Genomic DNA, 21,116 nt, shown 5'->3' with positions numbered 1-21,116 from the left:
GTCCCTGGGATTACTCTTCTGCGATGTGACCGCGGAACCGCATCTGCCCCTCCCACCCGAGCTGCCTCTCGTCGACGAGCCGGGCGGTACGGACGTCGATCTGAAGACCCAGATCATCCGCTTCGCGGCGACGGGCATCCTGTCCGCGATCGTGGACTTCGGCCTGTACACGCTGCTGTTCAAGGTGGCGGGCCTGCCGCTGCCGGTGGCGAAGTCGATCAGCTTCATCGCCGGCACCACCACGGCGTATCTGATCAACCGCCGCTGGACCTTCAAGGCCGAGCCGAGCCGCAAGCGTTTCATCGCGGTGATCGTGCTCTACGCCCTGACCTTCGCCTTGCAGGTCGGCATCAACCAGATCTGCTACTACGCGCTGCCCGACGAGTGGTGGCGCATCTTCCTGGCCTACTGCGTCGCCCAGGGCACGGCCACCGTGATCAACTTCATCGTGCAGCGCGCCGTGATCTTCAAGATCAACTGAAAGGGGGGTTCGGGGGGAAGACCCCCGGACCCCCACTTCAGTGCTCGACAAGAGCGCGCGACTCTTCCTTCGCGTGGAAGTAGTCCCCGCCCTTGGCCCGGGTGCTGTCGGTGCCCCACTCACGTTCGCGGGGCGCCGGGATCAGGTGCGGGATGTGCTTGCGGCAGTGGATGTACGCCTCTTCGACGTCCACCACCACCCAGCGTTCCGGGCTGCGCCCCCGTGTCTCGGCGAGCGGCAGGTCGGAGACGCAGCGCCGCATAAGAGTGTCGTCCACGATGCGCGCGGTACCGTTGACGTGCAGTCCGATCAGATCCTGCACGAAGTCGACCATGAGAATCCCGACATGCGGGTTCTCCAGGATGTTTCCGAGGCTCGCCATCACCCCGTTGCCGCGGTATTCGGGATACGCGACGGTCCGATCGTCGATGACGTGCAGGAAGCCGGGCTGCCCGGCACGGAAGCTGGTGTCGCATTCACCGTGTTTGTCGGCGGTGGCGATGAAGGCCATGTCCATCCGGCGGATGAAGTCGATCATGTGCTCGTTGAGGTGATCTCGCACTTGGCCGTTGTAGAAGCGCTCTGCCCGATCTTGGGTTCCGTACCGCTCCTGGAGTTCCCGTTCGCCGTCGCTGCCGTTCCTGATGCCGGGCATCGTGCGACCCCTTGTGGTAGCTGAAAACCGGATGGAGAAGCATCGGCCCGCAGAACTCGGCCGCTCGAAATACTATCCGGTTTAACGAGTTTCATCTGGCGAATGGGTGAACCGGCTATCGGCCCTGGTGGGACCGGTCGACTGTCGCCGCGCAAACCCTTCCGGAGAGAGCATCTCTCCGAATGCAATATTGCACTAGGGACCTAAGTCCCTTAACTGGCAAATAGCCGACAGGTCACTTGACGCCGTCAGGCGGGCGAGAGCGTCACCGGGACACCGTTGAACACGGCGTTCCCGGACGGTGCGTCCACGAGTGAATCATCGGTCAGCGCATTGGCGTTCACCCCGGCGTGCACCCGCGCGACCTGCTGTCCGCTGTCGCCGTGACCCCAGCCGTGCGGCAGGCTCACCACGCCCGGCATGATGTCGGCCGTCGGTTCCAGATCCACGGTGACGGTGCCCGCCGCCGACTTCACCACGGCATGCCCGCCCAGTCCGAGCCGCGCCACATCATCGGGATGAATGTGCAGCGTGCACCGGTTCGATCCGCCCACCAGCGGCGGAACATTGTGCAGCCAGCTGTTGTTGGAGCGCAGTTGCCGCCGCCCGACCAGCACCATCTCCGGTGCGTCGGCATCCAGCCGCGCCCGCAGCCGGGTCACGTCGTCGAGCAGCGGTTGCGGTGCGAGCTCCACCTTCTTGGACGCGGTGCGCAGCACGCCCGGCAGTCGCGGCTGCAGCGGGCCCAGATCCAGGCCGTGCGGGTTGTCCAGCAGTACTTGCAGATTCAGGGTGCCGCCGTTCCATTCGCCGAACGGGCCCAGCCGCAGCATGAGGTCGATGCGCTGTTCGGTGGTGTCCCGGCCGAGTAGTTCGTTCCTCCGGTCGGCCATGCCTGCCTTGTGCAGCGTTCCGGCGAGCACGATGTCGTCCACGACCGTGAGTGGGTCCAGGCCGGGCCGGGGTTCCTGACCGCTGAGCGCGAGGGCCAGGCGGGCCAGCACCTCGGGTTCGGTCATGCGCTCGCCCGGCGCGACCACGGGCCGGGAGTACCGCGCGTAGTTGTGCACGGCGAAGTTGAGCAGCGCGAAGTCGTAGTGCGAGGACTGCAGGATGCGCGCGGGCGGCAGGATGACATCAGCGTGCCGGGTGGTCTCGTTCAGGTAGCGGTCCACGCTGACCATGAACTCCAGTCCGGCGAAGGCGGTATCGAGCCGCGAGCCGCTGGGCGCGGACAGCACCGGATTCCCGGCCACCGTCACCAGCGCCCGGATCTGTCCCTCGCCGGGGGTGAGGATCTCGTCGGCGAGCGTGGCGACCGGTAGTTCACCCATGGCCTCGGGCAGTCCGCGGACCCGGCTGGCCCAGCGACCCAGACGGAAGGGCCGGGTGCGCACGATGCCGAGCGCCGCGCCGGTGGCGAACATGGCGCCGCCGGGTGTGTCGAGATTGCCGGTGAGCACATTGATCACGTCCACCAGCCACTGCGTGAGCGTCCCGAATTCGGCTGTGCAGGTGCCGATCCGGGCGTAGACGGCGGCGGTCGGCGCGGCGGCCAGTTCCCGGGCCAGCCGGAGCACCGTCGCGGCCGGCACCCCGGTGCGTTCGGCCACCACGTCGGGGGTGAAAGGCGCTGCGGCGGCGCGGACTTCGTCGAGTCCGGTGACCTCGACGCGGACCGTGGTGAGCTGTTCCGCGAACAGCGTGTGCACGATGCCGAACAGCAGGTAGGCGTCACTGCCGGGCCGGACGAACAGATGCTCGTCGGCGAGTTTCGCGGTGCGGGTGCGGCGCGGATCGACCACCACCAGCCGACCCCCGCGCTTCTTCAGCGCCCGCAGGCGGCCCGGGAAATCCGGTGCGGTGCACAGCGATCCGTTCGACTCCAGCGGATTGGCCCCGAGCATGAGCAGATAGTCGGTGCGATCCAGGTCGGGCACCGCCACGGTGAGCGGATCCCCGAACATGAGCCCGCTCGACACCTGCTTGGGCATCTGGTCGGCGGTGCTGGCGGAGAACAGATTCCGGGTGCCCAGCGCCCGGATCAGCAGCGGCACGTACAGCGCCCCCGCCACGGTGTGCGCGTTCGGATTCCCCAGGTACAACGCCGCCGCCTGATTCCCGTGCTCGGCGGTGAGCCGCGGCAACCGCTCCCGGATGACGCCGAACGCCTCGTCCCAGCTCGCCGTGCGCCAGGTATCGGTGGCGCGATCCCGGATCATCGGCTCCGTGAGCTGATCCGGGTCCTCGTCGAGGTGTCCGAGCGTCGCCCCCTTGGGGCAGATGAAGCCCTTACTGAACGGATCGGCCTGATCCCCCCGCACCGAGACCACATGGTCCTCGGCATCGAGGGTGAGTTCGAGTCCGCAGACCGCCTCACAGAGCGGGCAGGTGCGAAGAAGCGTGCGATGGCCATCCGTGACTTGGGTCATACCCCATGATCGCGCGGCGCACCGAAAGTGGAAACAACAACGGCCATCCGGGAGTCGGGGGTTCGGGGGGCGAAGCCCCCGGCGCGGGGAGGCGGAGCCGCGAGGCCCGAGAGTTGGTTTACTCCGTATTGATGTTGATCATCGATCATTTTGCAACGTTTCACTCCGGAGACGACGAAACCCGCGAATGCCGGGGAGCATTCGCGGGTTTCGTTCGATTGTCGGAGCTGTCAGGAAGCGATACGCGAAACCTTGGGCATGGCCCCTTTGGCGGCGGCACGCACCGCGGCGGCGATGGCGACCACCGGCGGCACCCAGCGGGCTTCGTGCGGCGCCACGCCCCAGTTGGCCTCGCCGGCCGAGAGCTGGGTGGGCGGCAACGGAATTCCGGCCCCATCGGTGTGTACGACCACGCCGGCCGAGCGCAGCGCCTCGATCGCCATGGCGGCCTTGCGGACGCCGGTGACCAGGTGGATCTCGCGGCGCTCGGCGCCCGGGATCTCGATGACCGGTCCGGTCAGGTCGTTGGCCCGCAGGTAGCGACGGACGAATGCGGCGGTGTCGCCGGTGACCTCGATGCCCGCGATCTCCGAATCGGTGATCAGGCAGATGCCATTGGCGGTTTCGGCGACCGTCCAGCCGCGCTGGATGTAGTCCTGCACAGATTCGGCGACGGCTGACGAAAACGTCGTACGCACTGGATTCTCCATTCCCCGGTAGATCTATGTCCTGCTCTGTGCGGGGTATCGGAGGGAGGGGTTGGGGGTGTTACAGGGAGTTTTCCACTCGGAGACCGTTGTGCTCGACGTCGAGCCGTCTTACGGTCCGATTTGACTCTATTGTGCCTGTGACATGGCTGGGACATTACGGCGTGGCAACGCTGCTGCCTGGGACAACGCCGTTCGCTTCCTGTGAGCCCGGTGCCGAACTCCTGTGGGATACGGCCGATTACACACAGGAACGTGTTCTACGCCACATCGTCTGGGACTGCCGCGCGCTCCCGTGAGCGATGAGACTTCGGGTGGGCCGAAATGGTCTGCGGGAGAGGAGAACGTCGGCATGACCGACCAATCGGGCGGCACGGCAGCGGAACTCGAGGAAGAACTGGCGGAAATCGAGGCGGAGGGACGCTGGGCCGCCTTCAAGGAGTCGGCGGCACGCCGCATATCCCGGCGCGCCGCAGAGGAAGAGGAGACGGCGGCGGCGCCCGTCGAACCCTTCGCCAGTCCAAGCGCTTTCGGCTCCTGGAGCCTGGACGCCGTCCGCGGCCTGCTGGACGTGCAATTCCATCGCACCGCCACCGCCACCCTGCTGCCGCTGGCCTATCTGCTGGGCCTGGCAGGCGCTTTCGCCATCCCGATCGTGGGAACCATAGGGCTGTGGCGGGTTTCGGCCTGGCTGGGCATCGTCTTCGCGGTGGTGTTCGCGGTGCCGCTGGGCCTCACCATCGCCGCGGTGGTGCGCCTGCTGCTGGAATTCGTCCTCAATGCCTCGCGGCTGGCAAGCCGGGTTGAACACATCTCGGTGCTCGCGGACGATCTTTTCCAGGCCCTCTCGGATGTGGCGGAACCTGTCAATCAGCTCTCGGAAGACATGCGCGCAGTGCAGTTCTGGCGTTACCGTAGGCGCTCCCCTCGCAAGTGAACGCCAAGTCGGCCCATGGATAGCCGAGTTCTCCTGTGCAACAATGCGATCGCACACTGGTATAGGGGGACGGATGGCTCTACCGCAGGGGATAACGGGTTCGACCATGCCGCGCCGGCAACTCGGCCGTCAGCTGCGTGACCTGCGCAATCGCGCGCGGATGACCACGCGCGTGGCGGCTCAGCGGCTGGAATGGTCGGAGGCGAAGATCTGGCGTATCGAGACCGGGCAGACCTCACTGCGCAGTCTCGACGTCGAGGCCATGTGCCGGATCTACGGTGCGCCCGAGGACGCGATCGAGCCGCTCAGCGCCCTGGCCCGGGAAACCAAGGCGCGCGGCTGGTGGACCGAGTTCAGCGATGTGATCGACGAGGGGTACGAGGTCTACATCGGCCTGGAGGAGGCCGCCGCGCGGCTCACCACCTATGAAAACGAGCTGGTCCCCGGCCTTTTGCAGACCGAAGGCTATATGCGCGCGGTGCTGGCCGGCGCCTATCCGGGCATCTCGCCCGAGCAGATGGATCGCCGGGTGCGGGTGCGTCTTGCCCGTCAGGGCCTCTTGACCCGCCCGGATTCGCCGCTGCAACTGGATGTGGTGATCTCCGAGGCCGTGCTCTGGCATCGCATCGGCGGCGAGGACGTGACCCGCGGTCAACTGGAGCGGCTCCGGAAGATCGCGGAACTGCCGAACGTCCGGCTGCGCCTGATCCCCGCCGAGGGCGGCTATCACCACTGCATGGACGCGGGCCGGTTCGTGCTGCTCGAATTCCCCGCCGCGGCAGGTGAACCCACCGAACCGCCGGTGGTCTACGTCGAGTCCCTCACGGGTTCTTCGTATCTGGACAAGGATCATGATGTGGAGCGGTACCGCGAGGCGTTCGCGGCGGCCAACTCCCTTGCCTCGGACGCGATTCCGGCGATCGAGGCCACGCTGGCCTCGATCTAGCCGGGCTCAGGAGAGCTCGCGCTCCAGCACTTCGCGATGCGTGGGTGCGGCCTGTTCGTACAGGTCGCGCCCCTTCTCGGTGAGGCAGACGAAGATCGCGCGGCGATCGTCGGTACACAGTGATCGATTGACGAGGCCGTCCCGCTCCAGCCGGGCGACGGCCCGCGAGAGCGCGCTCTGACTGAGGTAGATGTCCTGCGCGAGATCGCTCATGCGATAGCTCTCGCACTGCGCGTCCACGAGACGATCGAGGGTTTCGAATTCACTGAGCCCGATGTGGTGGCGGCCTTGCAGTTCCTTCTCCAGGGCGCAAGAGGTCGTCGCGTGCCGGGCGAGCAGATCGCGCCATTCACTCACCAGTCCCGTGGTAACGGGCCGGGCGGCGACAGGCGCTGTCGACTTCGGCATGCGGCCCATCCTAGTCATTCGGGTCAACCCATGCAACCGCATTAAATGCTTGTGCATTTGATGCGTGCGCATGTACTGTCCTCTCTCGTGACTTCCACCGAGATCCGCCCCGCAGTGAGCAATGCGGCCGACGCCACCAAGTGGACCGGCCGGCTCTGGGGCATGCTCATCACTCTGTGCATCGTGCTCTTCCTGGACGGCCTCGACGTGTCGATGATCGGCGTCGCGCTGCCTTCCATCGGCACCGAACTCCACATCCAGACTTCGACCCTGCAGTGGCTGGTCAGCGGTTATGTACTCGGCTACGGCGGCCTGCTGCTGCTCGGCGGCCGCACCGCGGATCTGCTCGGGCGCCGCAAGGTCTTCCTGATCGCGCTCGCCGTCTTCGCCGTGGCCTCGCTGGCCGGCGGCCTGGTGAGCTCGCCCGCCCTGCTCATCCTGACCCGTTTCATCAAGGGCCTGGCCGCCGCGTTCACCGCGCCCACCGGCCTGTCCATCATCACCACGAATTTCCAAGAGGGACCGGCCCGTAACAAGGCCCTGTCCATCTACACCGTGTTCGGTGCGGGCGGCTACTCCATGGGCCTGCTCTTCGGCGGCCTGATGACCGGTCTCGGCTGGCGCTGGACCTTCCTGCTGCCCGTCCCGATCGCGCTGGCGGCCTTGGTTTCCGCGTACTTCCTGGTCCCGAAGGACAAGCCGGCCGAGGAGGGCGGGCACGACCTGCTGGGCGCGCTGCTCTCCACCGCCACCATGCTGCTGCTGGTCTACACCGTCGTCTCCGCGCCGCAGGCCGGCTGGGGTTCGGCCCGCACCATCGGCTCGTTCGTCGCGGTCGTGGTGCTCGGCGCCGCCTTCGTCTACGTCGAGAGCAAGGTGAAGTACCCGCTGCTGCGCCTGGGCATCCTGCGCAAGGGCACCCTGGTCCGGGCCAGCCTGGCCATCATCGCGGTGGGCGGCTCGTACTTCAGCTGGCAGTTCATCACCACCCTGTACCTGCAGGACACCCTGGGCTGGTCCCCGCTGAAGCTGGCTCTGGCGCTGCTGCCGGTGGGTCTGCTGGTGGTCGCCTCGGCCTTCGTCTCCGACAAGCTGGTCGATCGCTTCGGCACCGGGCCGATCATCGCGGTCACCATGGTGGTCATGGGCATCGGCTACCTGATGTACCTGCGCCTGGACACCGCTCCCGCCTACCTGACGGTGCTGCTGCCCGCCGTGCTGCTGGTCGGTGTCGGCTGGATCGGCTTCCCCGCCATCAATATCCAGGCCACCAGCGGTATCGAGGACGACGAGCAGGGCCTGGCGGCCGGCGTGCTGCAGACCGCCATGCAGGTCGGCGCGGCCATCGTGCTCGCGGTGACCACCGCCATCGTCACCTCCGACGTGCCGAAGAACCCGACCCCGCAGGCCATGCTCGACACCTACCGTCCGGGCCTGGAATTCGCCGCCGGCGTCGCCATCGTCGGTGCCCTGGTCGCCCTTTCGGCCTTCCTCCCCAAGTTCCGGGCCAAGCGCCAGGAACAGCGTGAGGTGGAGGTCGAGCTGGTCGGCTAGCCCGCCTCCCCGAGCCTTTGGCGCACGGCTGAGAGCCGTCGCCGGCCGTGCATGCGGGCCGGCGGTTGGGTGCCGAACCGATTCTGGTCGTACCCGATGAGTTACCCGGAGCCTCGCGAAATCAGTAGTCACGTCCCGAAAATCCCGGGCCCCACCGCATTACGCGGTGGGGCCCGGAATTTATTGGGGACGCTCGTTCAGGGTCGCAGGTCCGCGAGCCGGGGTGCGGCGGCGTCCTTGTCGGAGCGGATGAATTCGAGGGGTTCGCCATTGCGGTCGACGGTCGGCCATTCGATGCCGAGGTCCGGGTCGAAAGCGTCCAGATCCCGGTCGAATTCGGGGGAGTACTCCAGCGAGCAGAGGTAGCTGACGATGGAGTCGTCCTCCAGCGACAGCAGCGCATGGCCCAGGCCCTCGGCCAGGAACACCGACTTGCGCTCCACATCGTCGATGACCACCGCGTCCCACTTGCCGAAAGTGGGTGAGCCGGCCCGCAGGTCGACCACCACGTCGAGGAAGGCCCCGCGCACGCAGGTCACGTATTTGGCCTGGCCGGGCGGGTTCTCGGTGTAGTGGATGCCGCGCAACACGCCGGCCGCCGAGGTGGAGATGTTCACCTGCAGCAGGTCGAACGGGCGGCCCACCGCCTTCTCGAACTCCGAGGCCTTGAACGACTCGAGGAAGACTCCGCGGTCGTCGCCCAGTAGCCGCGGCGTGAATTCCCACGCGCCCGGCACCGACAGTTCCCGAATCCGCATTTCCTCTACTCCCAGGCTCGCCCGTGCTCGAGCAGATCGAGCAGATACCTACCGTATCCCGAGCGCACCAGGGGTTGAGCCAGGTCGTGCAGCTGCTCGTCGTCGATGAAGCCGAGCCGCCAGGCCACCTCTTCCGGCACGCCGATCTTGAGGCCCTGCCGCTGTTCCACCGTGCGCACGTAATTGGCCGCGTCCAGCAGCGAATCGAAGGTGCCGGTGTCGAGCCAGGCGGTGCCGCGGCGCAGCACCTGCACCTGCAGCCGGCCCTGTTCCAGGTAGGTGCGGTTGATGTCGGTGATCTCGTATTCGCCGCGGTCGGAAGGTTTCAGGTGGCGGGCGACGTCGACGACGTCGTTGTCATAGAAGTAGAGGCCCGGGATGGCGTAGTTGGAGCGCGGCTGCTTGGGCTTCTCCTCGATGGAAATGGCCTTGCCGCCGGCGAATTCCACCACGCCGTAGGCGCTCGGATCGGACACCCGGTAGGCGAACACCGAGCCGCCGTCGAGATCGCGGTAGCGCTGCAGCTGGGTGCCGAGGCCGGGACCGTGGAAGATATTGTCGCCCAGCACCAGTGCGGCCGAGTCGTTGCCGATGTGGTCCGCGCCGAGCACGAAGGCGCGGGCGAGCCCGTCCGGTTCCGGCTGCACCACATAGGAGATCGACACGCCGAACTGGCTGCCGTCGCCGAGCAGCCGGGTGAAGGCCGCACTGTCCTCGGGCGTGGTGATGACCAGGATGTCCCGGATGCCCGCCAGCATGAGGGTGGAGAGCGGGTAGTACACCATGGGTTTGTCGTAGACCGGGACCAGCTGTTTGCTCACCCCGCGCGTGATCGGGTGCAACCGCGATCCGGTGCCCCCGGCCAGGATGATTCCGCGCATGTCACGACAGTCTGCCAGTTCCGCCGCCGCGTGCGACGGTCAGGTTCCGAGTGGACCTCGAATCGATCACGGCGGTTTGCCGGTATGCGATCCGGTCCATAAGTGTTGCGTAGGTCACGTTCTCATGGTGTTCTGAAATAACGCTATGTGAGATGTCAGCGCCGACTCTCAACGCGCCTGGGTACCGAGCTGTTTCGGTCCTCCGGACGATGGCTCGGCGCGCACAACAACGAGGTAGGTGCGCCATGGCTCAGGCCCACGAGGCTGGAACGGCCCACGACAGTGACCACTCGGTCGAAAACCCGCACGGAATCAGCGCATACGCCCGCGCCCTGACCGTGGCCTGCCGCACCATGATTCGGCCCGCGGGCGAATTGGTCCCGGTGAACGCCCTGTCCATGCCGATCGCGCAGACCGTCATCAACAGCCTCGCCAAACTCCGCCCGGCCCCGCGCGGCGTGGAACGGGAGCAGGTACGGCTCAACGGTTTCCGCATGGAGATCGTGCGCCCGGCCGGCGCCCGCAAATCGCTGCGGGACGGCGCCATCATGTACATGCACGGCGGCGGCTTCTTCCTGTGCGGCCTCGACACCCACCGTCCCGTGGTGGCCTCGATCGCGCGGCGCACCGGATTACCGGTGGTGAGCATCGAATACCGGCAGATCCCCGAGACCGATATCGCCGGTTCGGTCGACGACTGCCTGACCGCGTACCGCTGGCTGCTCGCACACGGCGTGCCCGCCGCCCGCATCGTCTTCGCGGGCGATTCCGCCGGTGGCTACATGACTTTCGCGACCGCGCTGCGCGCCCGTGACGCCGGGCTGCCGGTGCCCGCCGGGCTGGTCGGGCTGTGCCCGGCGCTGGACCTGGACTGCACCGAGAAGCGCGCGCACCCCAACTACCGCCGCGATTCGCTGATCCCGTTGTCCGCCTTGGAATCCGTGGTCAAGATCGGCGCCGAGGTCGGCGGCCGGCTCGATCCGACCCTGTCCCCGGTCAACAATGTGCTGGTCGGGCTGCCGCCCGCGCTGCTCATCGTGGCCGAGGACGAGGTGCTGCGGCGGGACAGCGAGATCATGGCGCAGCGGCTGGCCGCCTCCGGAGTGCCTGCCACCCTGGAGATCTGGCGTGGTCAGGTGCACGCTTTCATGGCGATCTTCCCCAATATGCCCGAAAGCCGCGCGGCCCTCGCCCATGTGGCGCGGTTCGTCCGTGCCCGCGTCGAGAGCGAGAGTGTCGCTCGCACAGCCTGATCAGACCTGTTTCCAGAATGGGGATCCGGGGTCGGCGAGCCCCGGATCCCCATTCGCTCCGGATCCGTGTCGAGCGGGATCCGGAGCGGACAAAGCGAAAACCCCCACCCGGCCGGCCGGGCGGGGGTTTTTTCTACCGCTTACCGAATCACTTGCCGATGTGCGGCTCGTTGACGGTCTGCATGTACTGGATGATGGCAGCGATCGCGACCGGGACGGCGATGAAGACGGTGCCCGCGATGCCGATGGCGCTCGCGCCCGCCGCAGCGCCCAGGAGGCAGCCGATGACCGGGCCGGCGCCGCCGCCCAGGACGACCGGAAGCGTCACAGCAGCGCCGAACACGGCACCGAGGCCACAGCCGACGACGCCGCCGATGACACCGGAGATCAGGCTGGCGGCGGTGGTGGCCAGGCCGATGGTGTCCTTCATGCGGTTCCAGGCGGCCTGCTCACGGTCGTAGTCGCTCTTCCAGGGCGCCTGGTCCTCGTAGGGCAGCGCGACCGGCTTGTAGGTGGCGTGGTCGACATCGATCTGCGGTGCCAGGGTGGCGGTGTCGCCCTGAACGTTCGCGGCGATCGGGAAGACGAAGTCGTCGACGCGTGCGCTCAGGGGGGTGCCGCCCATCACGACGCCGTCGGCGTTCTTGATCTCCAGCTTGCCGTCCTCGATGGCGAGTGATCCGCCGTTGCCGACGGTCAGGGCGATGCTCTTGCCCTGATCGTCGACCTTGTAGGAGACATTGATGCCCGCGGGGGCCGGGGCCGGGTCGGCGTTGGCGGTACCGGCAGCGACGCCGAGAGCGGCGATCAGCATGACGGACGTCGCGGCGAATTTCCTCATCAGCATTTTGTGAAACCTCATCGAAGAGCTCGGGGGGACATCACGAATCGAAATGGAGGACAGCTAACGAGCGGTGAACCCCCTGTGACCATTCGTTCAATTTGTGTTCATTATTGTGACTGCGCAGTTTGTGAGATCGCGCAAACTCCCTGTATAAGGGCGGTTTCCGTACCATCTGCAGGTCTATCGGTTCGTTACCTGGAGAACCCTATGTGACGAAGGTCACATAGGATCTTCTCAGGTTCGGAACGTTCCTATGGGAAAAGTGCGGGCGATGGACCGAAATTGCAGCATTTTGGATTCGGGACAAGGTTTTCGCTCCCTGAATTTGTTTCCGACTCGTGTCCGAATCCGCGCATGTCGATGATGCGCGCGGTGTATAGGCCACGCATCATCGACGTGATCCAGGAGGGTGTGCGGGCCACATCGCGACGGCGACGTAATGTTTCCGGTGTGCGATTGCTCGTAACCGGCGGCGCCGGCTTCATCGGCGCGAACTTCATTCATCAGACCGTGGCCCGGCGACCCGGTGTACACGTCACCGTGCTGGACAAACTCACCTATGCGGGAAACCTCGCCTCACTGGCGCCGATCGCCGATCGCATCGAGTTCGTCCAGGGCGACATCGCCGACACCGCACTGGTGGACCGGCTGGTCGCAGGGGCCGACGCGGTGGTGCATTTCGCGGCGGAATCCCACAATGACAATTCGCTGGCGGACCCCTGGCCGTTTGTCCAGACGAATATCGTCGGCACATATTCGCTGCTGCAGGCGGTGCGCAAGCATGAGGTGCGCTACCACCACATCTCCACCGACGAGGTGTACGGAGATCTGGAACTCGACGATCCGGGCGCCTTCAGCGAGAATTCCCCGTACAGCCCGTCCAGTCCCTATTCGGCGACCAAGGCCTCCAGCGACCTGCTGGTCCGGGCCTGGGTGCGCTCCTTCGGCGTGCGGGCCACGATCTCCAACTGCTCCAACAACTTCGGGCCCTACCAGCATGTCGAGAAGTTCATCCCGCGCCAGATCACCAATCTCATCGACGGCGTGCGCCCCCGCCTCTACGGCGCCGGCCATCAGGTGCGCGACTGGATTCACGTGGACGACCACAACAGCGCGGTCTGGGAGATCCTGCAGCGCGGGCGGATCGGGCAGACCTACCTGATCGGCGCCGACGGCGAACGCGACAACAAGTCGGTGGTCCAGCTGATCCTGGAGGCCTTCGGCCGCGCACCCGACGATTTCGACCACGTCACCGACCGGCCCGGCCACGATCAGCGCTACGCCATCGACGCCACCCTGCTGCGCACCGAACTCGGCTGGGAGCCGGAATACCGCGACTTCCGCAAGGGCCTCGACGCCACCATCGAGTGGTACCGGGAGAACGAATCCTGGTGGCGGCCACAGAAGGCCGCCACCGAGAACGCCTACGCCGCGGCGGGCGAAACAACCATCTGATTTGAAAGCCCGTGACCACGGCGTGTGGTCCACGAGCCGGCATTGACCGCTGGGGGTCAGCCCCAGACGATGGTCGTGTACTTGACGACCGCCGCGATCATCGCGACGGTCGTCGCAATGGTCACCGTGATCGCCGCACCGCGCACCGGAATGCGGCCGTCGATACCGGTGAGCCGCAATGGCATCCAGCGCAGCAGCACGCACAGCGTGAGCAGGGCCAGCGGCACGAAGTAGCGGCCCTGCACCCCGTCGATGATGAAATAGCCGACCGGCGTGAAGGACATGTACAGCGTCACGTAGATCATGGCCACGCTCGCCAGCATGGTGAGCAGCACCAGCCAGGTCCGCAGCCGATCCGCCGCCGCGCCGGTGAACCGCTCGGCCGTGCCGATGCTCATCGCGAACGCCAGCAGCGAGGCCAGGATGGTCAGCGCCGGCACATCCACGTACGAGAAGCCCAGCTCACCGAAGAACTGCGTGAACCAGTGCTGATCGCGGCGCGCGATGCTGTCGCCGAAGACACGCAGGAAGTGGATCGGATCGCTCAGGATGCCGTGCAGCTGATCGCCGGGCCGCACCGTGCCCCACTGCTTCTGCGGCCGCATGAGGCTCATGCCGTCGCCGGTCGGCGCGGCGATCTTCATCCACGCCGCGAACGCGATGGCGCCCACCGCCGCGCAGGCCCACGGAATCACACGCTGCCACCCGGCGACCGGTTCGCTACCGTCCGCCAGCAGCCGGTGCCGGCCGAAACCGAAGCGCCGCACCGGGATCAGCACGGTCAGCATGGCCAGCAGCACATAGGTCGGCTTGCACACCGGCAGCAGCACGGTGGCGGCCAGCGCGGCCACCGTTTCCGGCCGGGTCAGCCGCTGCCCCAGGAACAGGCCCTTCACGATGAGCGCCGAAACCAGGATGGCCAGCGCGTTGGTGACCGTATCGGCGGTCACCGTGCCCGCCTGGAACACCGCGATGGGCAGCACCGAGACGGTCAGCGCCAGCCACTGCACGCGGTGGCCGCGCAGCGAGCGCAGGGCGCAGAAGACGATCAGCAGGTAGGCCAGCAGACCCGCGAGCCGGGTCATCTCCACGGTGTCGCCGACATCGGCGCCGGTGGCCTCCGCGATCCGGATGCCCACGGCCGCGGGCACATACGGGATGGGGGAATACGCGGCGGTATTGGTGAACCAGACCTGCTTGGTCTGGTCGGAGACGGCGGCCCCGCCCAGCCGGTCGTAGGCGGCCGGGTCCTTGACCATGGGATCCGGCTCGTCCGGCGTGTCCTGGTAGTCGTTGAAGGCGTAGTTCATCAGCGCGTCGATGCTGACCGGGACATTGCCGCCCCACGCCGGACCACGGTCGTCATGGATCTTCTGCGGCAGGTAGCCGCCGTGCGCCACCTGGTACGCACGCCCGAACTGGGTGATCTCGTCGTGTCCCCAGAACGCGGGCGTCACCACCGACCACACCACGCCGAACACGCCCGCCAGCAACAGGAACACCAGTGCGGCCGCGCCGCAGGACCGTTCGATACGGGAGATCAGTCCGCGCAGGCCGGAGCGGGGCGCCTGGGTGACAGGCTCTATCCGCTGCGGCGGCGCGATCCTGCCTTCGCTCTCGGCGCCACCGTTTTCGTTCACTGGAGTAGCCACGATGTCCGATTCTGCTGTGCCATCACCGGTTTGCTCGGTAAGCGGCGGCACTGTCATCGCCGTGAACCGCCCAGTCGCCCTGCGGTTTCCGTTTCGCCCACGGCGGAGTAGTGCAGGTACACCAGCCGGGCCGCCTCGTGCCGGGACCGGCGGATACCGTCCAGGATCAGGCCCGCGGTCCACGCCAGACTGCCGAGCAGCAGCAGCGTGAAGCCGAGGAAGAGCGTGGGGAACCGTGGTACCTGGTGAATCTGATAGAACTCGACCACTATCGGCACGATCAGGATCACCGACACGATCCAGGCCGCCGTGCCGAACAGGCCGTAGAAGGCGACCGGCCGCTCGTGCCGGGCCAGGCCGACGATCAACCGCAGGATCTTGAAGCCGTCGGTGTAGGTGCGCAGCTTGGATTCGCTGCCCTCCGGCCGATCCTTGAAACCGACCGGTACTGCGGTCTGCGGCACCCGCAGATGCAGCGAATGCACGGTCAGCTCGGTCTCGATCTCGAACTCCCGCGAGACGGCGGGGAAGCTCTTCACGAACCGGCGGGAGAACACCCGGTAGCCGCTCAGCATGTCCTCGACGTTTTCGCCGAAGACCTGGCCGACCACGCCGTTGAGGATCTTGTTGCCGGTCTCGTGGCCGGCCCGGTACGCGGATTCGCCGTCCAGTTCGCGGCGCACGCCCAGCACATGGTCGTACGGGCCGGACAGCAGCGCCTCGATCATCTTCGGCGCCGCGAAGGCGTCATAGGTGTCGTCACCGTCGATCATGAGGTAGACATCGGCCTCGATATCGGCGAACGCGCGGCGGACCACATTGCCCTTGCCCTTGCGTTCCTCCCGTCGCACGATCGCGCCGGCCTCGCGCGCCCGCTCGGCGGTCGCATCGGTACTCCGGTTGTCGTAGACGTAAACGACGATTTCCGGGACGGCGGCTTTCAGATCGCTCACGACCTTGGCGACAGCGGCCTCTTCGTTGTGGCACGGCACGATCGCGGCAATACGCAACTCGGTGGAGTCCACCCGGTCAATCCTCTGATCGGAAGGCGAATATGAACACGGGGGAGGGTACCCGACCTTCACAGGTATAGGGGCGGGCCGGGCTGGGGTACCGTCGCCGGGTGTCAGCGAGTGAGCCCACGACGGTGAACGAAACACCCTCGGACGGGTCTTTGATCGGGAAAGTGCGCGGCTTGTTGCAGCGCGGCGGCGCGTTCCTGGTGGTCGGTGCGATCGGGTTCGTGGTCGACGCCGGGGTCTACAACCTGCTGGTTTTCGCCGGCGGCGAGGGCCCGCTCTTCCATCAGCCACTCATCGCCAAGATCATCTCGATTGCGGTGGCCACCGTGGTCACCTATTTCGGCAACAAGTGGTGGACCTACTCGGACCATGCGGGCGATACGGGGATCCGGCACATCCTCACCTATGCGGTGCTCAATGTGCTCGCCATCGGACTGCAATTGGGATGCCTCGGCTTCTCCCGATATGTCCTCGGACTCGACAGTCCGTTGGCGGACAACGTTTCCGGCACCCTCATCGGCCAGGCCGTCGCCATGGGATTCCGATTCTGGGCCTACGGAAAATTTGTCTTCAAAACAAAGCCCGAAAGTTCGCGGCCCGGCTCGGTTCTGGACTGAGTGGAGCGGGGGAGCGAAGCGGAGGAGCGGAGGGAGGGAAGAACCGAGACTTCGGGGGCCGCGAACCGCCCGGAGCGAAGCGGAGGGCAAAATAACACAGCTGTCAAAATTCGAGGGATGTCGAGGGATTCATGGATGCGTCGGCTGGGCAGGCCGTGACCGAGATCAATGATCCGCAGGCCGCTCCGGCGGCACTGCGCGCCGACCACGCCGCACCCGAGCGGCTGGTGCTGGCGCGCGGCGTCTTCAGCGGGCCCGCACCGCAGATCAATGACGACCTGTATGCCGTCGTCAAGGGCAAGGTGACCCGCGAGCGGTTCGCGCTACGCCTGGAGAAGGGCGCGAGCGTCTCCACCAACACCTACTTCGGCCGCTTCGCGGCCGCCTACTGGCAGCGCTGGACCCGCGTCACCGCGGTCGAGGTCGGCATGACCCTCGAGGTCACCGGCAAGACCCGGATCCGTTTGGCCGCCTCCGATATCGCAGGGCATCGCCGGGTCGTCGACACGGCGGTGGTGCGCGAGGCGGGCCGCGTCACGCTGCACGCGCCGCTCGACATGTACATCGACGGCGGCGCCATCTGGCTCGAAATCGACGCGCTCGGTGGCGAAGCCGTCATCACCGACCTGGAATGGACCGCGCCCGCGCCCGATCACGTGCGCCCGGTCGCCATCGCCATCTGCACCTTCAACCGGGCCCAGGACTGCGCGAATACCGTTGCGGCACTGGCCTCCGACACCACCGTGCTGAACGCCATCGACGCCGTCTACGTCGTCGACCAGGGCACCGACCTGGTGCAGGACCGGCCCCTGTTCACCGAGACGCAGCCGAAGCTGGGCGACAAGCTGCGCTACATCCGGCAGCCGAATCTCGGTGGCGCGGGCGGTTTCACGCGCGGCCTGTACGAGGTCTCCGCGGCCAACGAGCACGCCGACGTCATCCTCATGGACGACGACATCCTGTGCGAGCCGGAAACCGTCCTGCGGCTCAACGCCTTCGCCAATCTGACCGTGGAACCCACCCTGGTGGGCGCGCAGATGCTGTTCCTGTTCAACCCCGACTACCTGAACGTCGGTGCGGAGGAAACCGATCTGGCCAAGCTCAAGCACGGCCAGAAGGTCGCCAAGGCGCTGCGCAACACCAGCATGCTCAAGAAGCATCAGGAGCGCCGCGTGGACGCCGGCTACCAGGCCTGGTGGACCTGCCTGATCCCCGCCGAGGTGGTCAAGCAGATCGGGCTGCCGGTGCCGGTCTTCTTCCAGTGGGACGACGTGGAATACGGCCTGCGGGCGCGCAAGCACGGCTTCGTCACCGTCACGCTGCCCAATGCCGCGGTCTGGCACGCCGACTTCTACTGGAAGGACTTCGACGACTGGGCGCGCTACTTCTCCTCGCGCAACTCGCTCATCGTCTCCTCCCTGCACCACGACCTGGATCCGAAAGCCATTACCCGCCAGCTGCTCCGGGAGATCGGCGAGTACCTGGTCGGCATGCAGTACGGCCTCGCGCACACCACCCTGCAGGGCATCGAGGACTACCTGAAGGGCCCGGAGATCCTGCGCGACGGCGGTATCGAGGCGCTGGCCAAGGCCCGCGGCTCGCGCGGCGACTACCCGGAGACCATCAAGCATCCGGCCGCCACCTCACCGATCCCCAACGCGCACTTCGGTTTGCGCCGGGCCGGCGGTGAACCCAGCCGCCCGCTGCCGGTGCTGTTCAAGCGCGCGTTCAAGCAGTGGACCGGCCGCACCATCCCGGGCGTCGTCGGCGTCACCCGCGAGGACGCGCACTGGTGGCACGTCGGCCTGTTCGAGCAGGTCGTGGTGACGGACGCGTCGCAGTCCGGCGTCCGGATCCGCAAGCGGGACAAGGAAACCGCCCGCCGTCTGCTGCTGCGCGCCATCCGCGTGCTGCGGCAGCTCCGCAAGGAACTGCCGGACCTGCAGAACCGCTGGCGCGCCGCGGTTCCGGAGCTCACCAGCCGCGAGAACTGGGAACGCCTCTACGGCATCCGCTGACCACCGGACGCCGGGAGATCAGCGGCGTTTCGCTTGTACCGGCCCGGCGTCGGAATCGGCTTCCCAGCCGATGACGACGCCGTGCTGCACCAACTGCCCGATGAAGGCCGGATTCACCGGGTCGACAAGGATTTTCACGATGTCGACCGCGGCCTCGCCGGGCGACTGGGCTTGCGCCATATCGGTGAACCAGGGACGGGACGCCTCGGTATCGACCAGTCCCGGGCATACCGCGCCGATGAACAGATTCCGCGCCGCGGCATCGGTGCGGGCGAAAACCCGTGCGGCCGCGACCTGCCCGATCTTGGACGGGTAGTTGATGGAGTCCGGCCAGCCGGCGGTCTTGTCCTTGCCCGCCTCCACCAGCTCGGCGTACGCCAGCATTTCCCGGTCCACATCGGCGAGTGTCATGGTCCCGGTGTCGAAGTGGTCGTGCAGGCTCGGATCCAGGTACCGCAGGCTGCCGAAAGCGCTCGCCACGATGACGAATCGGCCACCGGACCGGAGCAGTGGCCCGAACGCGCGGATCATCCGGGTGGCCCCGAGATTATTGGTGTTCACGAACTCGCGGACGGTGTCGGCATCACTGCGGTCGGCGGACCGCCGCGCCGCCGCATTCGACACCACGAGGTCGATCCCGCCGTGCCGCTCCCGCACCTGCGCCGCGGCCGCCGCCACGCTCTCGCCCGATCCGACATCCAGCACCAGCGGGACCGCGCCCGGAATCGCGGCGGCGGCCTCGCGTACTCGATCGGCATTCCGGCCGCTGACGTAGACGGTCGAATCCGGGCCCAGGCGCTCGGCCAGTTGCGCGGCGATCGCCCGCCCGAGACCCTGATTCGCGCCGGTGACAAGAGCAATAGTCATATTCCGAACGTAATGCCGGGGACCCGGCCGCGCTTCCGGAATCGCGTCGCAGCGTGCCGGGATCGTGCGGTATCGCGTTGTGTGTCAGGCCAGTTCGGCGGTGAGCAGCAACCGGGCCGCGGTGGTGAGATCGCGTTCCAGCCATTCGGGCAGTTCCGGGCCGTGCGCGTGGCGGCGCAGCGCGGCATACGGCAGGTCGACGACGGCGCGGGTGACGGTGTCGATCTCGCGGGGGCCCGCGGTGCCGTAGATGCCGCGGGTGACGCGCCGCAACTGCTCGAGCAGCGGTGCGTTCATGCCCGCCAGCCGTTCCTGGAAGGCGTCGTCCGGCTCGCCGTCCAGCAGATCGCTCGGACGCAGGTTCAGCAGCAGCTTGGCGTCATCCAGGGAGGCGCGCCCGAATGTGATTGCGGCGCAGCACATTCCGAGCGCCGCCTCCAGTGGATCGTCGGACTCCGCCCCGGCCATCGCATGGGCCTGGAAGCGTTCCAGGGCGCGGATCCAGGCGGCGGTGAGCACGCCGTTGCGATTGCCGAAGCGGTGGTACAGCGTGCCGACCGGCGCGCCGCTCGCCTCGGCGATGGCGGCGACGCTCGCGGCACGCGGCCCGTCCCGGAGTACCAGGGTGCGGGCCGCGTCCAGGATGACGTCGGTGTCGTGCTTGCGTGGAGGCGCCACGGTCCTACGTTAGTACGTTCCTTCCAGATGGACCGTGGGCCCGCGCGGTCAGAGGAAGAGGTCGGTGGTCAGCGGGCCGTCGCCCGGGATCACGCGGTACTTCTCCAGATCCGTGATGCCGTGTGCGGCAAGGACATCGTCGTCGAGGAAGAAATTGCCGGTGGTGTCCTTGGCCGGTGAGGTGAGGACCAGGTAGGCCGCGTCGGCGTAGATGTCGGGGGTGCGGGAGGTGGAGATCATGTCGTCGCCGCCGAGCAGATTGCGCACCGCCGCGGTGGCGATGGTGGTGCGCGGCCACAGCGAGTTCACGCCGATGCCGTACTTGCGCAGCTCCTCGGCCAAACCCAGAGTGGTGAGCGACATTCCGTACTTGGCGATGGTGTAGCCCAGCGCCTGACCCGCCCACTTGGGGTCCAGGTTCAGCGGCGGGGACAGGGTCAGGATGTGCGGATTGCGGCCGGCCTGCGCGGACTCCTTGAGGGCCGGGATGCTCAGCTTGGACAGCAGGAAACTGCCGCGGCAGTTGATGTCCTGCATGAGGTCGTACTTCTTCATCGGCAGCAGCTCGGTGGGCGACAGGTCGATGGCGGAGGCATTGTTCACCACCAGGTCGATGCCGCCGAAACGCTGAATCGTCTGCTGTACGGCATCGGTCACCGCCTCGTCGTCGCGCACATCGCCGAGGTACTTCAGCACCGTGCCGCCGGCCTCCTCCAATTCCGCCGCCGCCGTGTGGATGGTGCCCGGCAGTTTGGGATGCGGCGTATCGGTCTTGGCGATGAGGGTGATGTTCGCCCCGTCGGCCGCCGCCCGCTTGGCGATCTCCAGGCCGATGCCGCGGCTACCGCCCGACATGATCATGGTCCGGCCCGCCAGCGGCTTCAGTGCTTCCGTCATGTCAGCTCCTGTTCTCCTGCTTCCGCCCCGGTTCCGATCATCCGCGAGGTTGCG

Annotated in this window: 20 protein-coding genes; 8 read left to right on the top strand and 12 right to left on the bottom strand. The window is 66.9% G+C overall.

The features are described from left to right. Positions 1 to 25 precede the first annotated feature (25 nt). Positions 26 to 481 carry a GtrA family protein gene (locus ACH438_RS16590; RefSeq protein WP_397005858.1) on the top strand — a complete coding sequence of 152 codons (456 nt, stop codon included), beginning with the start codon at positions 26 to 28 and terminating at the stop codon, positions 479 to 481. Between the two features lie 37 nt (positions 482 to 518). On the opposite strand, the gene ACH438_RS16585 is transcribed toward ACH438_RS16590, so the two are convergent. The 3 genes from ACH438_RS16585 to ACH438_RS16575 form a co-directional block, all read right to left on the bottom strand. Next, positions 519 to 1,136, bottom strand: coding sequence for a pyridoxamine 5'-phosphate oxidase family protein (locus ACH438_RS16585; RefSeq protein ID WP_397005856.1), 618 nt, complete (start codon positions 1,134 to 1,136; stop codon positions 519 to 521). A gap of 248 nt (positions 1,137 to 1,384) precedes the next feature. Further along, the gene (locus tag ACH438_RS16580; protein WP_397005854.1) at positions 1,385 to 3,568 is read right to left on the bottom strand and encodes a molybdopterin oxidoreductase family protein; all 2,184 of its coding nucleotides are present in this window, start codon (positions 3,566 to 3,568) and stop codon (positions 1,385 to 1,387) included. 230 nt (positions 3,569 to 3,798) lie between these two features. Beyond that, positions 3,799 to 4,278 carry a hypothetical protein gene (locus ACH438_RS16575; protein WP_397005852.1) on the bottom strand — a complete coding sequence of 160 codons (480 nt, stop codon included), beginning with the start codon at positions 4,276 to 4,278 and terminating at the stop codon, positions 3,799 to 3,801. Positions 4,279 to 4,627: 349 nt separating this feature from the next. Between ACH438_RS16575 and ACH438_RS16570 the strand changes: the two genes are divergently transcribed. Both ACH438_RS16570 and ACH438_RS16565 read left to right on the top strand, forming a co-directional pair. Further along, positions 4,628 to 5,212, top strand: a complete 585-nt coding sequence (locus ACH438_RS16570; RefSeq protein ID WP_397005850.1) for a DUF4282 domain-containing protein — start codon at positions 4,628 to 4,630, stop codon at positions 5,210 to 5,212. Between the two features lie 73 nt (positions 5,213 to 5,285). Then, entirely contained in the window at positions 5,286 to 6,158 is an 873-nt protein-coding gene (locus ACH438_RS16565) for a helix-turn-helix domain-containing protein (protein WP_397005848.1), read from the top strand. Between the two features lie 6 nt (positions 6,159 to 6,164). Here the strand turns inward: ACH438_RS16565 and ACH438_RS16560 are convergent, their stop codons facing one another. Then, positions 6,165 to 6,566, bottom strand: coding sequence for a MarR family transcriptional regulator (locus ACH438_RS16560; RefSeq protein ID WP_397005846.1), 402 nt, complete (start codon positions 6,564 to 6,566; stop codon positions 6,165 to 6,167). 162 nt (positions 6,567 to 6,728) lie between these two features. Here ACH438_RS16560 and ACH438_RS16555 point away from each other — a divergent pair, with 162 nt between their 5' ends. Then, positions 6,729 to 8,120 (top strand): MFS transporter, encoded by a 1,392-nt coding sequence (locus ACH438_RS16555; RefSeq protein ID WP_397006051.1) that lies wholly within the window; start codon positions 6,729 to 6,731, stop codon positions 8,118 to 8,120. 197 nt (positions 8,121 to 8,317) lie between these two features. Here ACH438_RS16555 and ACH438_RS16550 read toward each other — a convergent pair whose 3' ends face one another. Together ACH438_RS16550 and rfbA are read right to left on the bottom strand one after the other, a co-directional pair. After that, positions 8,318 to 8,878: a dTDP-4-dehydrorhamnose 3,5-epimerase family protein gene (locus tag ACH438_RS16550; protein ID WP_397005844.1), complete on the bottom strand. Its 561-nt coding sequence runs from the start codon at positions 8,876 to 8,878 to the stop codon at positions 8,318 to 8,320. A 5-nt stretch (positions 8,879 to 8,883) separates the two neighbouring features. Continuing rightward, positions 8,884 to 9,759: a glucose-1-phosphate thymidylyltransferase RfbA gene (gene rfbA, locus ACH438_RS16545; RefSeq protein WP_397005842.1), complete on the bottom strand. Its 876-nt coding sequence runs from the start codon at positions 9,757 to 9,759 to the stop codon at positions 8,884 to 8,886. 245 nt (positions 9,760 to 10,004) lie between these two features. Here rfbA and ACH438_RS16540 point away from each other — a divergent pair, with 245 nt between their 5' ends. Continuing rightward, a complete protein-coding gene (locus ACH438_RS16540; RefSeq protein ID WP_397005840.1) occupies positions 10,005 to 11,012 on the top strand; it encodes an alpha/beta hydrolase in 1,008 nt (335 codons plus the stop codon). A 148-nt stretch (positions 11,013 to 11,160) separates the two neighbouring features. On the opposite strand, the gene ACH438_RS16535 is transcribed toward ACH438_RS16540, so the two are convergent. After that, positions 11,161 to 11,853, bottom strand: a complete 693-nt coding sequence (locus tag ACH438_RS16535; protein ID WP_397005838.1) for a hypothetical protein — start codon at positions 11,851 to 11,853, stop codon at positions 11,161 to 11,163. A gap of 453 nt (positions 11,854 to 12,306) precedes the next feature. Here ACH438_RS16535 and rfbB point away from each other — a divergent pair, with 453 nt between their 5' ends. Continuing rightward, positions 12,307 to 13,311 carry a dTDP-glucose 4,6-dehydratase gene (gene rfbB / locus ACH438_RS16530; RefSeq protein ID WP_397005836.1) on the top strand — a complete coding sequence of 335 codons (1,005 nt, stop codon included), beginning with the start codon at positions 12,307 to 12,309 and terminating at the stop codon, positions 13,309 to 13,311. Positions 13,312 to 13,367: 56 nt separating this feature from the next. Here rfbB and ACH438_RS16525 read toward each other — a convergent pair whose 3' ends face one another. Together ACH438_RS16525 and ACH438_RS16520 are read right to left on the bottom strand one after the other, a co-directional pair. Next, on the bottom strand, positions 13,368 to 14,963 hold the full coding sequence (locus ACH438_RS16525) for a DUF2142 domain-containing protein (RefSeq protein WP_397005834.1): 1,596 nt from the start codon (positions 14,961 to 14,963) through the stop codon (positions 13,368 to 13,370). 53 nt (positions 14,964 to 15,016) lie between these two features. Then, positions 15,017 to 15,988, bottom strand: a complete 972-nt coding sequence (locus ACH438_RS16520) for a glycosyltransferase (RefSeq protein WP_397005832.1) — start codon at positions 15,986 to 15,988, stop codon at positions 15,017 to 15,019. 98 nt (positions 15,989 to 16,086) lie between these two features. Here ACH438_RS16520 and ACH438_RS16515 point away from each other — a divergent pair, with 98 nt between their 5' ends. Then, positions 16,087 to 16,602 carry a GtrA family protein gene (locus ACH438_RS16515; protein WP_397005830.1) on the top strand — a complete coding sequence of 172 codons (516 nt, stop codon included), beginning with the start codon at positions 16,087 to 16,089 and terminating at the stop codon, positions 16,600 to 16,602. A 131-nt stretch (positions 16,603 to 16,733) separates the two neighbouring features. Further along, positions 16,734 to 18,620: a glycosyltransferase gene (locus tag ACH438_RS16510; RefSeq protein ID WP_397005828.1), complete on the top strand. Its 1,887-nt coding sequence runs from the start codon at positions 16,734 to 16,736 to the stop codon at positions 18,618 to 18,620. 18 nt (positions 18,621 to 18,638) lie between these two features. Here ACH438_RS16510 and ACH438_RS16505 read toward each other — a convergent pair whose 3' ends face one another. The 3 genes from ACH438_RS16505 to ACH438_RS16495 all read right to left on the bottom strand — a co-directional run bounded on the left by ACH438_RS16505 (position 18,639) and on the right by ACH438_RS16495 (position 21,062). Beyond that, positions 18,639 to 19,487 carry an SDR family NAD(P)-dependent oxidoreductase gene (locus tag ACH438_RS16505; RefSeq protein ID WP_397005826.1) on the bottom strand — a complete coding sequence of 283 codons (849 nt, stop codon included), beginning with the start codon at positions 19,485 to 19,487 and terminating at the stop codon, positions 18,639 to 18,641. An 84-nt stretch (positions 19,488 to 19,571) separates the two neighbouring features. Further along, complete coding sequence (locus ACH438_RS16500; RefSeq protein ID WP_397005824.1) at positions 19,572 to 20,165, bottom strand: TetR/AcrR family transcriptional regulator; 594 nt, start codon at positions 20,163 to 20,165, stop codon at positions 19,572 to 19,574. 48 nt (positions 20,166 to 20,213) lie between these two features. Then, positions 20,214 to 21,062 (bottom strand): SDR family oxidoreductase, encoded by an 849-nt coding sequence (locus ACH438_RS16495; RefSeq protein ID WP_397005822.1) that lies wholly within the window; start codon positions 21,060 to 21,062, stop codon positions 20,214 to 20,216. Positions 21,063 to 21,116 lie beyond the last annotated feature (54 nt).

The organism is Nocardia sp. NPDC020380, assembly GCF_044386975.1.
Classification (GTDB): Bacteria; Actinomycetota; Actinomycetes; order Mycobacteriales; family Mycobacteriaceae; genus Nocardia.
This window is presented reverse-complemented; position numbering and strand designations above follow the sequence as displayed.

What these genes read in the sequence shown, in the direction of transcription:
- ACH438_RS16560 (WP_397005846.1), bottom strand. Translation starts at nt 6,566, where the DNA reads ATGCCGAAGTCGACAGCGCCTGTCGCCGCCCGGCCCGTTACCACGGGA.
- ACH438_RS16505 (WP_397005826.1), bottom strand. Translation starts at nt 19,487, where the DNA reads ATGACTATTGCTCTTGTCACCGGCGCGAATCAGGGTCTCGGGCGGGCG.
- ACH438_RS16565 (WP_397005848.1), top strand. Translation starts at nt 5,286, where the DNA reads ATGGCTCTACCGCAGGGGATAACGGGTTCGACCATGCCGCGCCGGCAA.
- ACH438_RS16585 (WP_397005856.1), bottom strand. Translation starts at nt 1,136, where the DNA reads ATGCCCGGCATCAGGAACGGCAGCGACGGCGAACGGGAACTCCAGGAG.
- ACH438_RS16555 (WP_397006051.1), top strand. Translation starts at nt 6,729, where the DNA reads ATGCTCATCACTCTGTGCATCGTGCTCTTCCTGGACGGCCTCGACGTG.
- rfbA (WP_397005842.1), bottom strand. Translation starts at nt 9,759, where the DNA reads ATGCGCGGAATCATCCTGGCCGGGGGCACCGGATCGCGGTTGCACCCG.
- ACH438_RS16535 (WP_397005838.1), bottom strand. Translation starts at nt 11,853, where the DNA reads ATGAGGAAATTCGCCGCGACGTCCGTCATGCTGATCGCCGCTCTCGGC.
- ACH438_RS16580 (WP_397005854.1), bottom strand. Translation starts at nt 3,568, where the DNA reads ATGACCCAAGTCACGGATGGCCATCGCACGCTTCTTCGCACCTGCCCG.
- ACH438_RS16570 (WP_397005850.1), top strand. Translation starts at nt 4,628, where the DNA reads ATGACCGACCAATCGGGCGGCACGGCAGCGGAACTCGAGGAAGAACTG.
- ACH438_RS16540 (WP_397005840.1), top strand. Translation starts at nt 10,005, where the DNA reads ATGGCTCAGGCCCACGAGGCTGGAACGGCCCACGACAGTGACCACTCG.
- ACH438_RS16575 (WP_397005852.1), bottom strand. Translation starts at nt 4,278, where the DNA reads ATGGAGAATCCAGTGCGTACGACGTTTTCGTCAGCCGTCGCCGAATCT.
- ACH438_RS16510 (WP_397005828.1), top strand. Translation starts at nt 16,734, where the DNA reads ATGGATGCGTCGGCTGGGCAGGCCGTGACCGAGATCAATGATCCGCAG.
- ACH438_RS16495 (WP_397005822.1), bottom strand. Translation starts at nt 21,062, where the DNA reads ATGACGGAAGCACTGAAGCCGCTGGCGGGCCGGACCATGATCATGTCG.
- ACH438_RS16550 (WP_397005844.1), bottom strand. Translation starts at nt 8,878, where the DNA reads ATGCGGATTCGGGAACTGTCGGTGCCGGGCGCGTGGGAATTCACGCCG.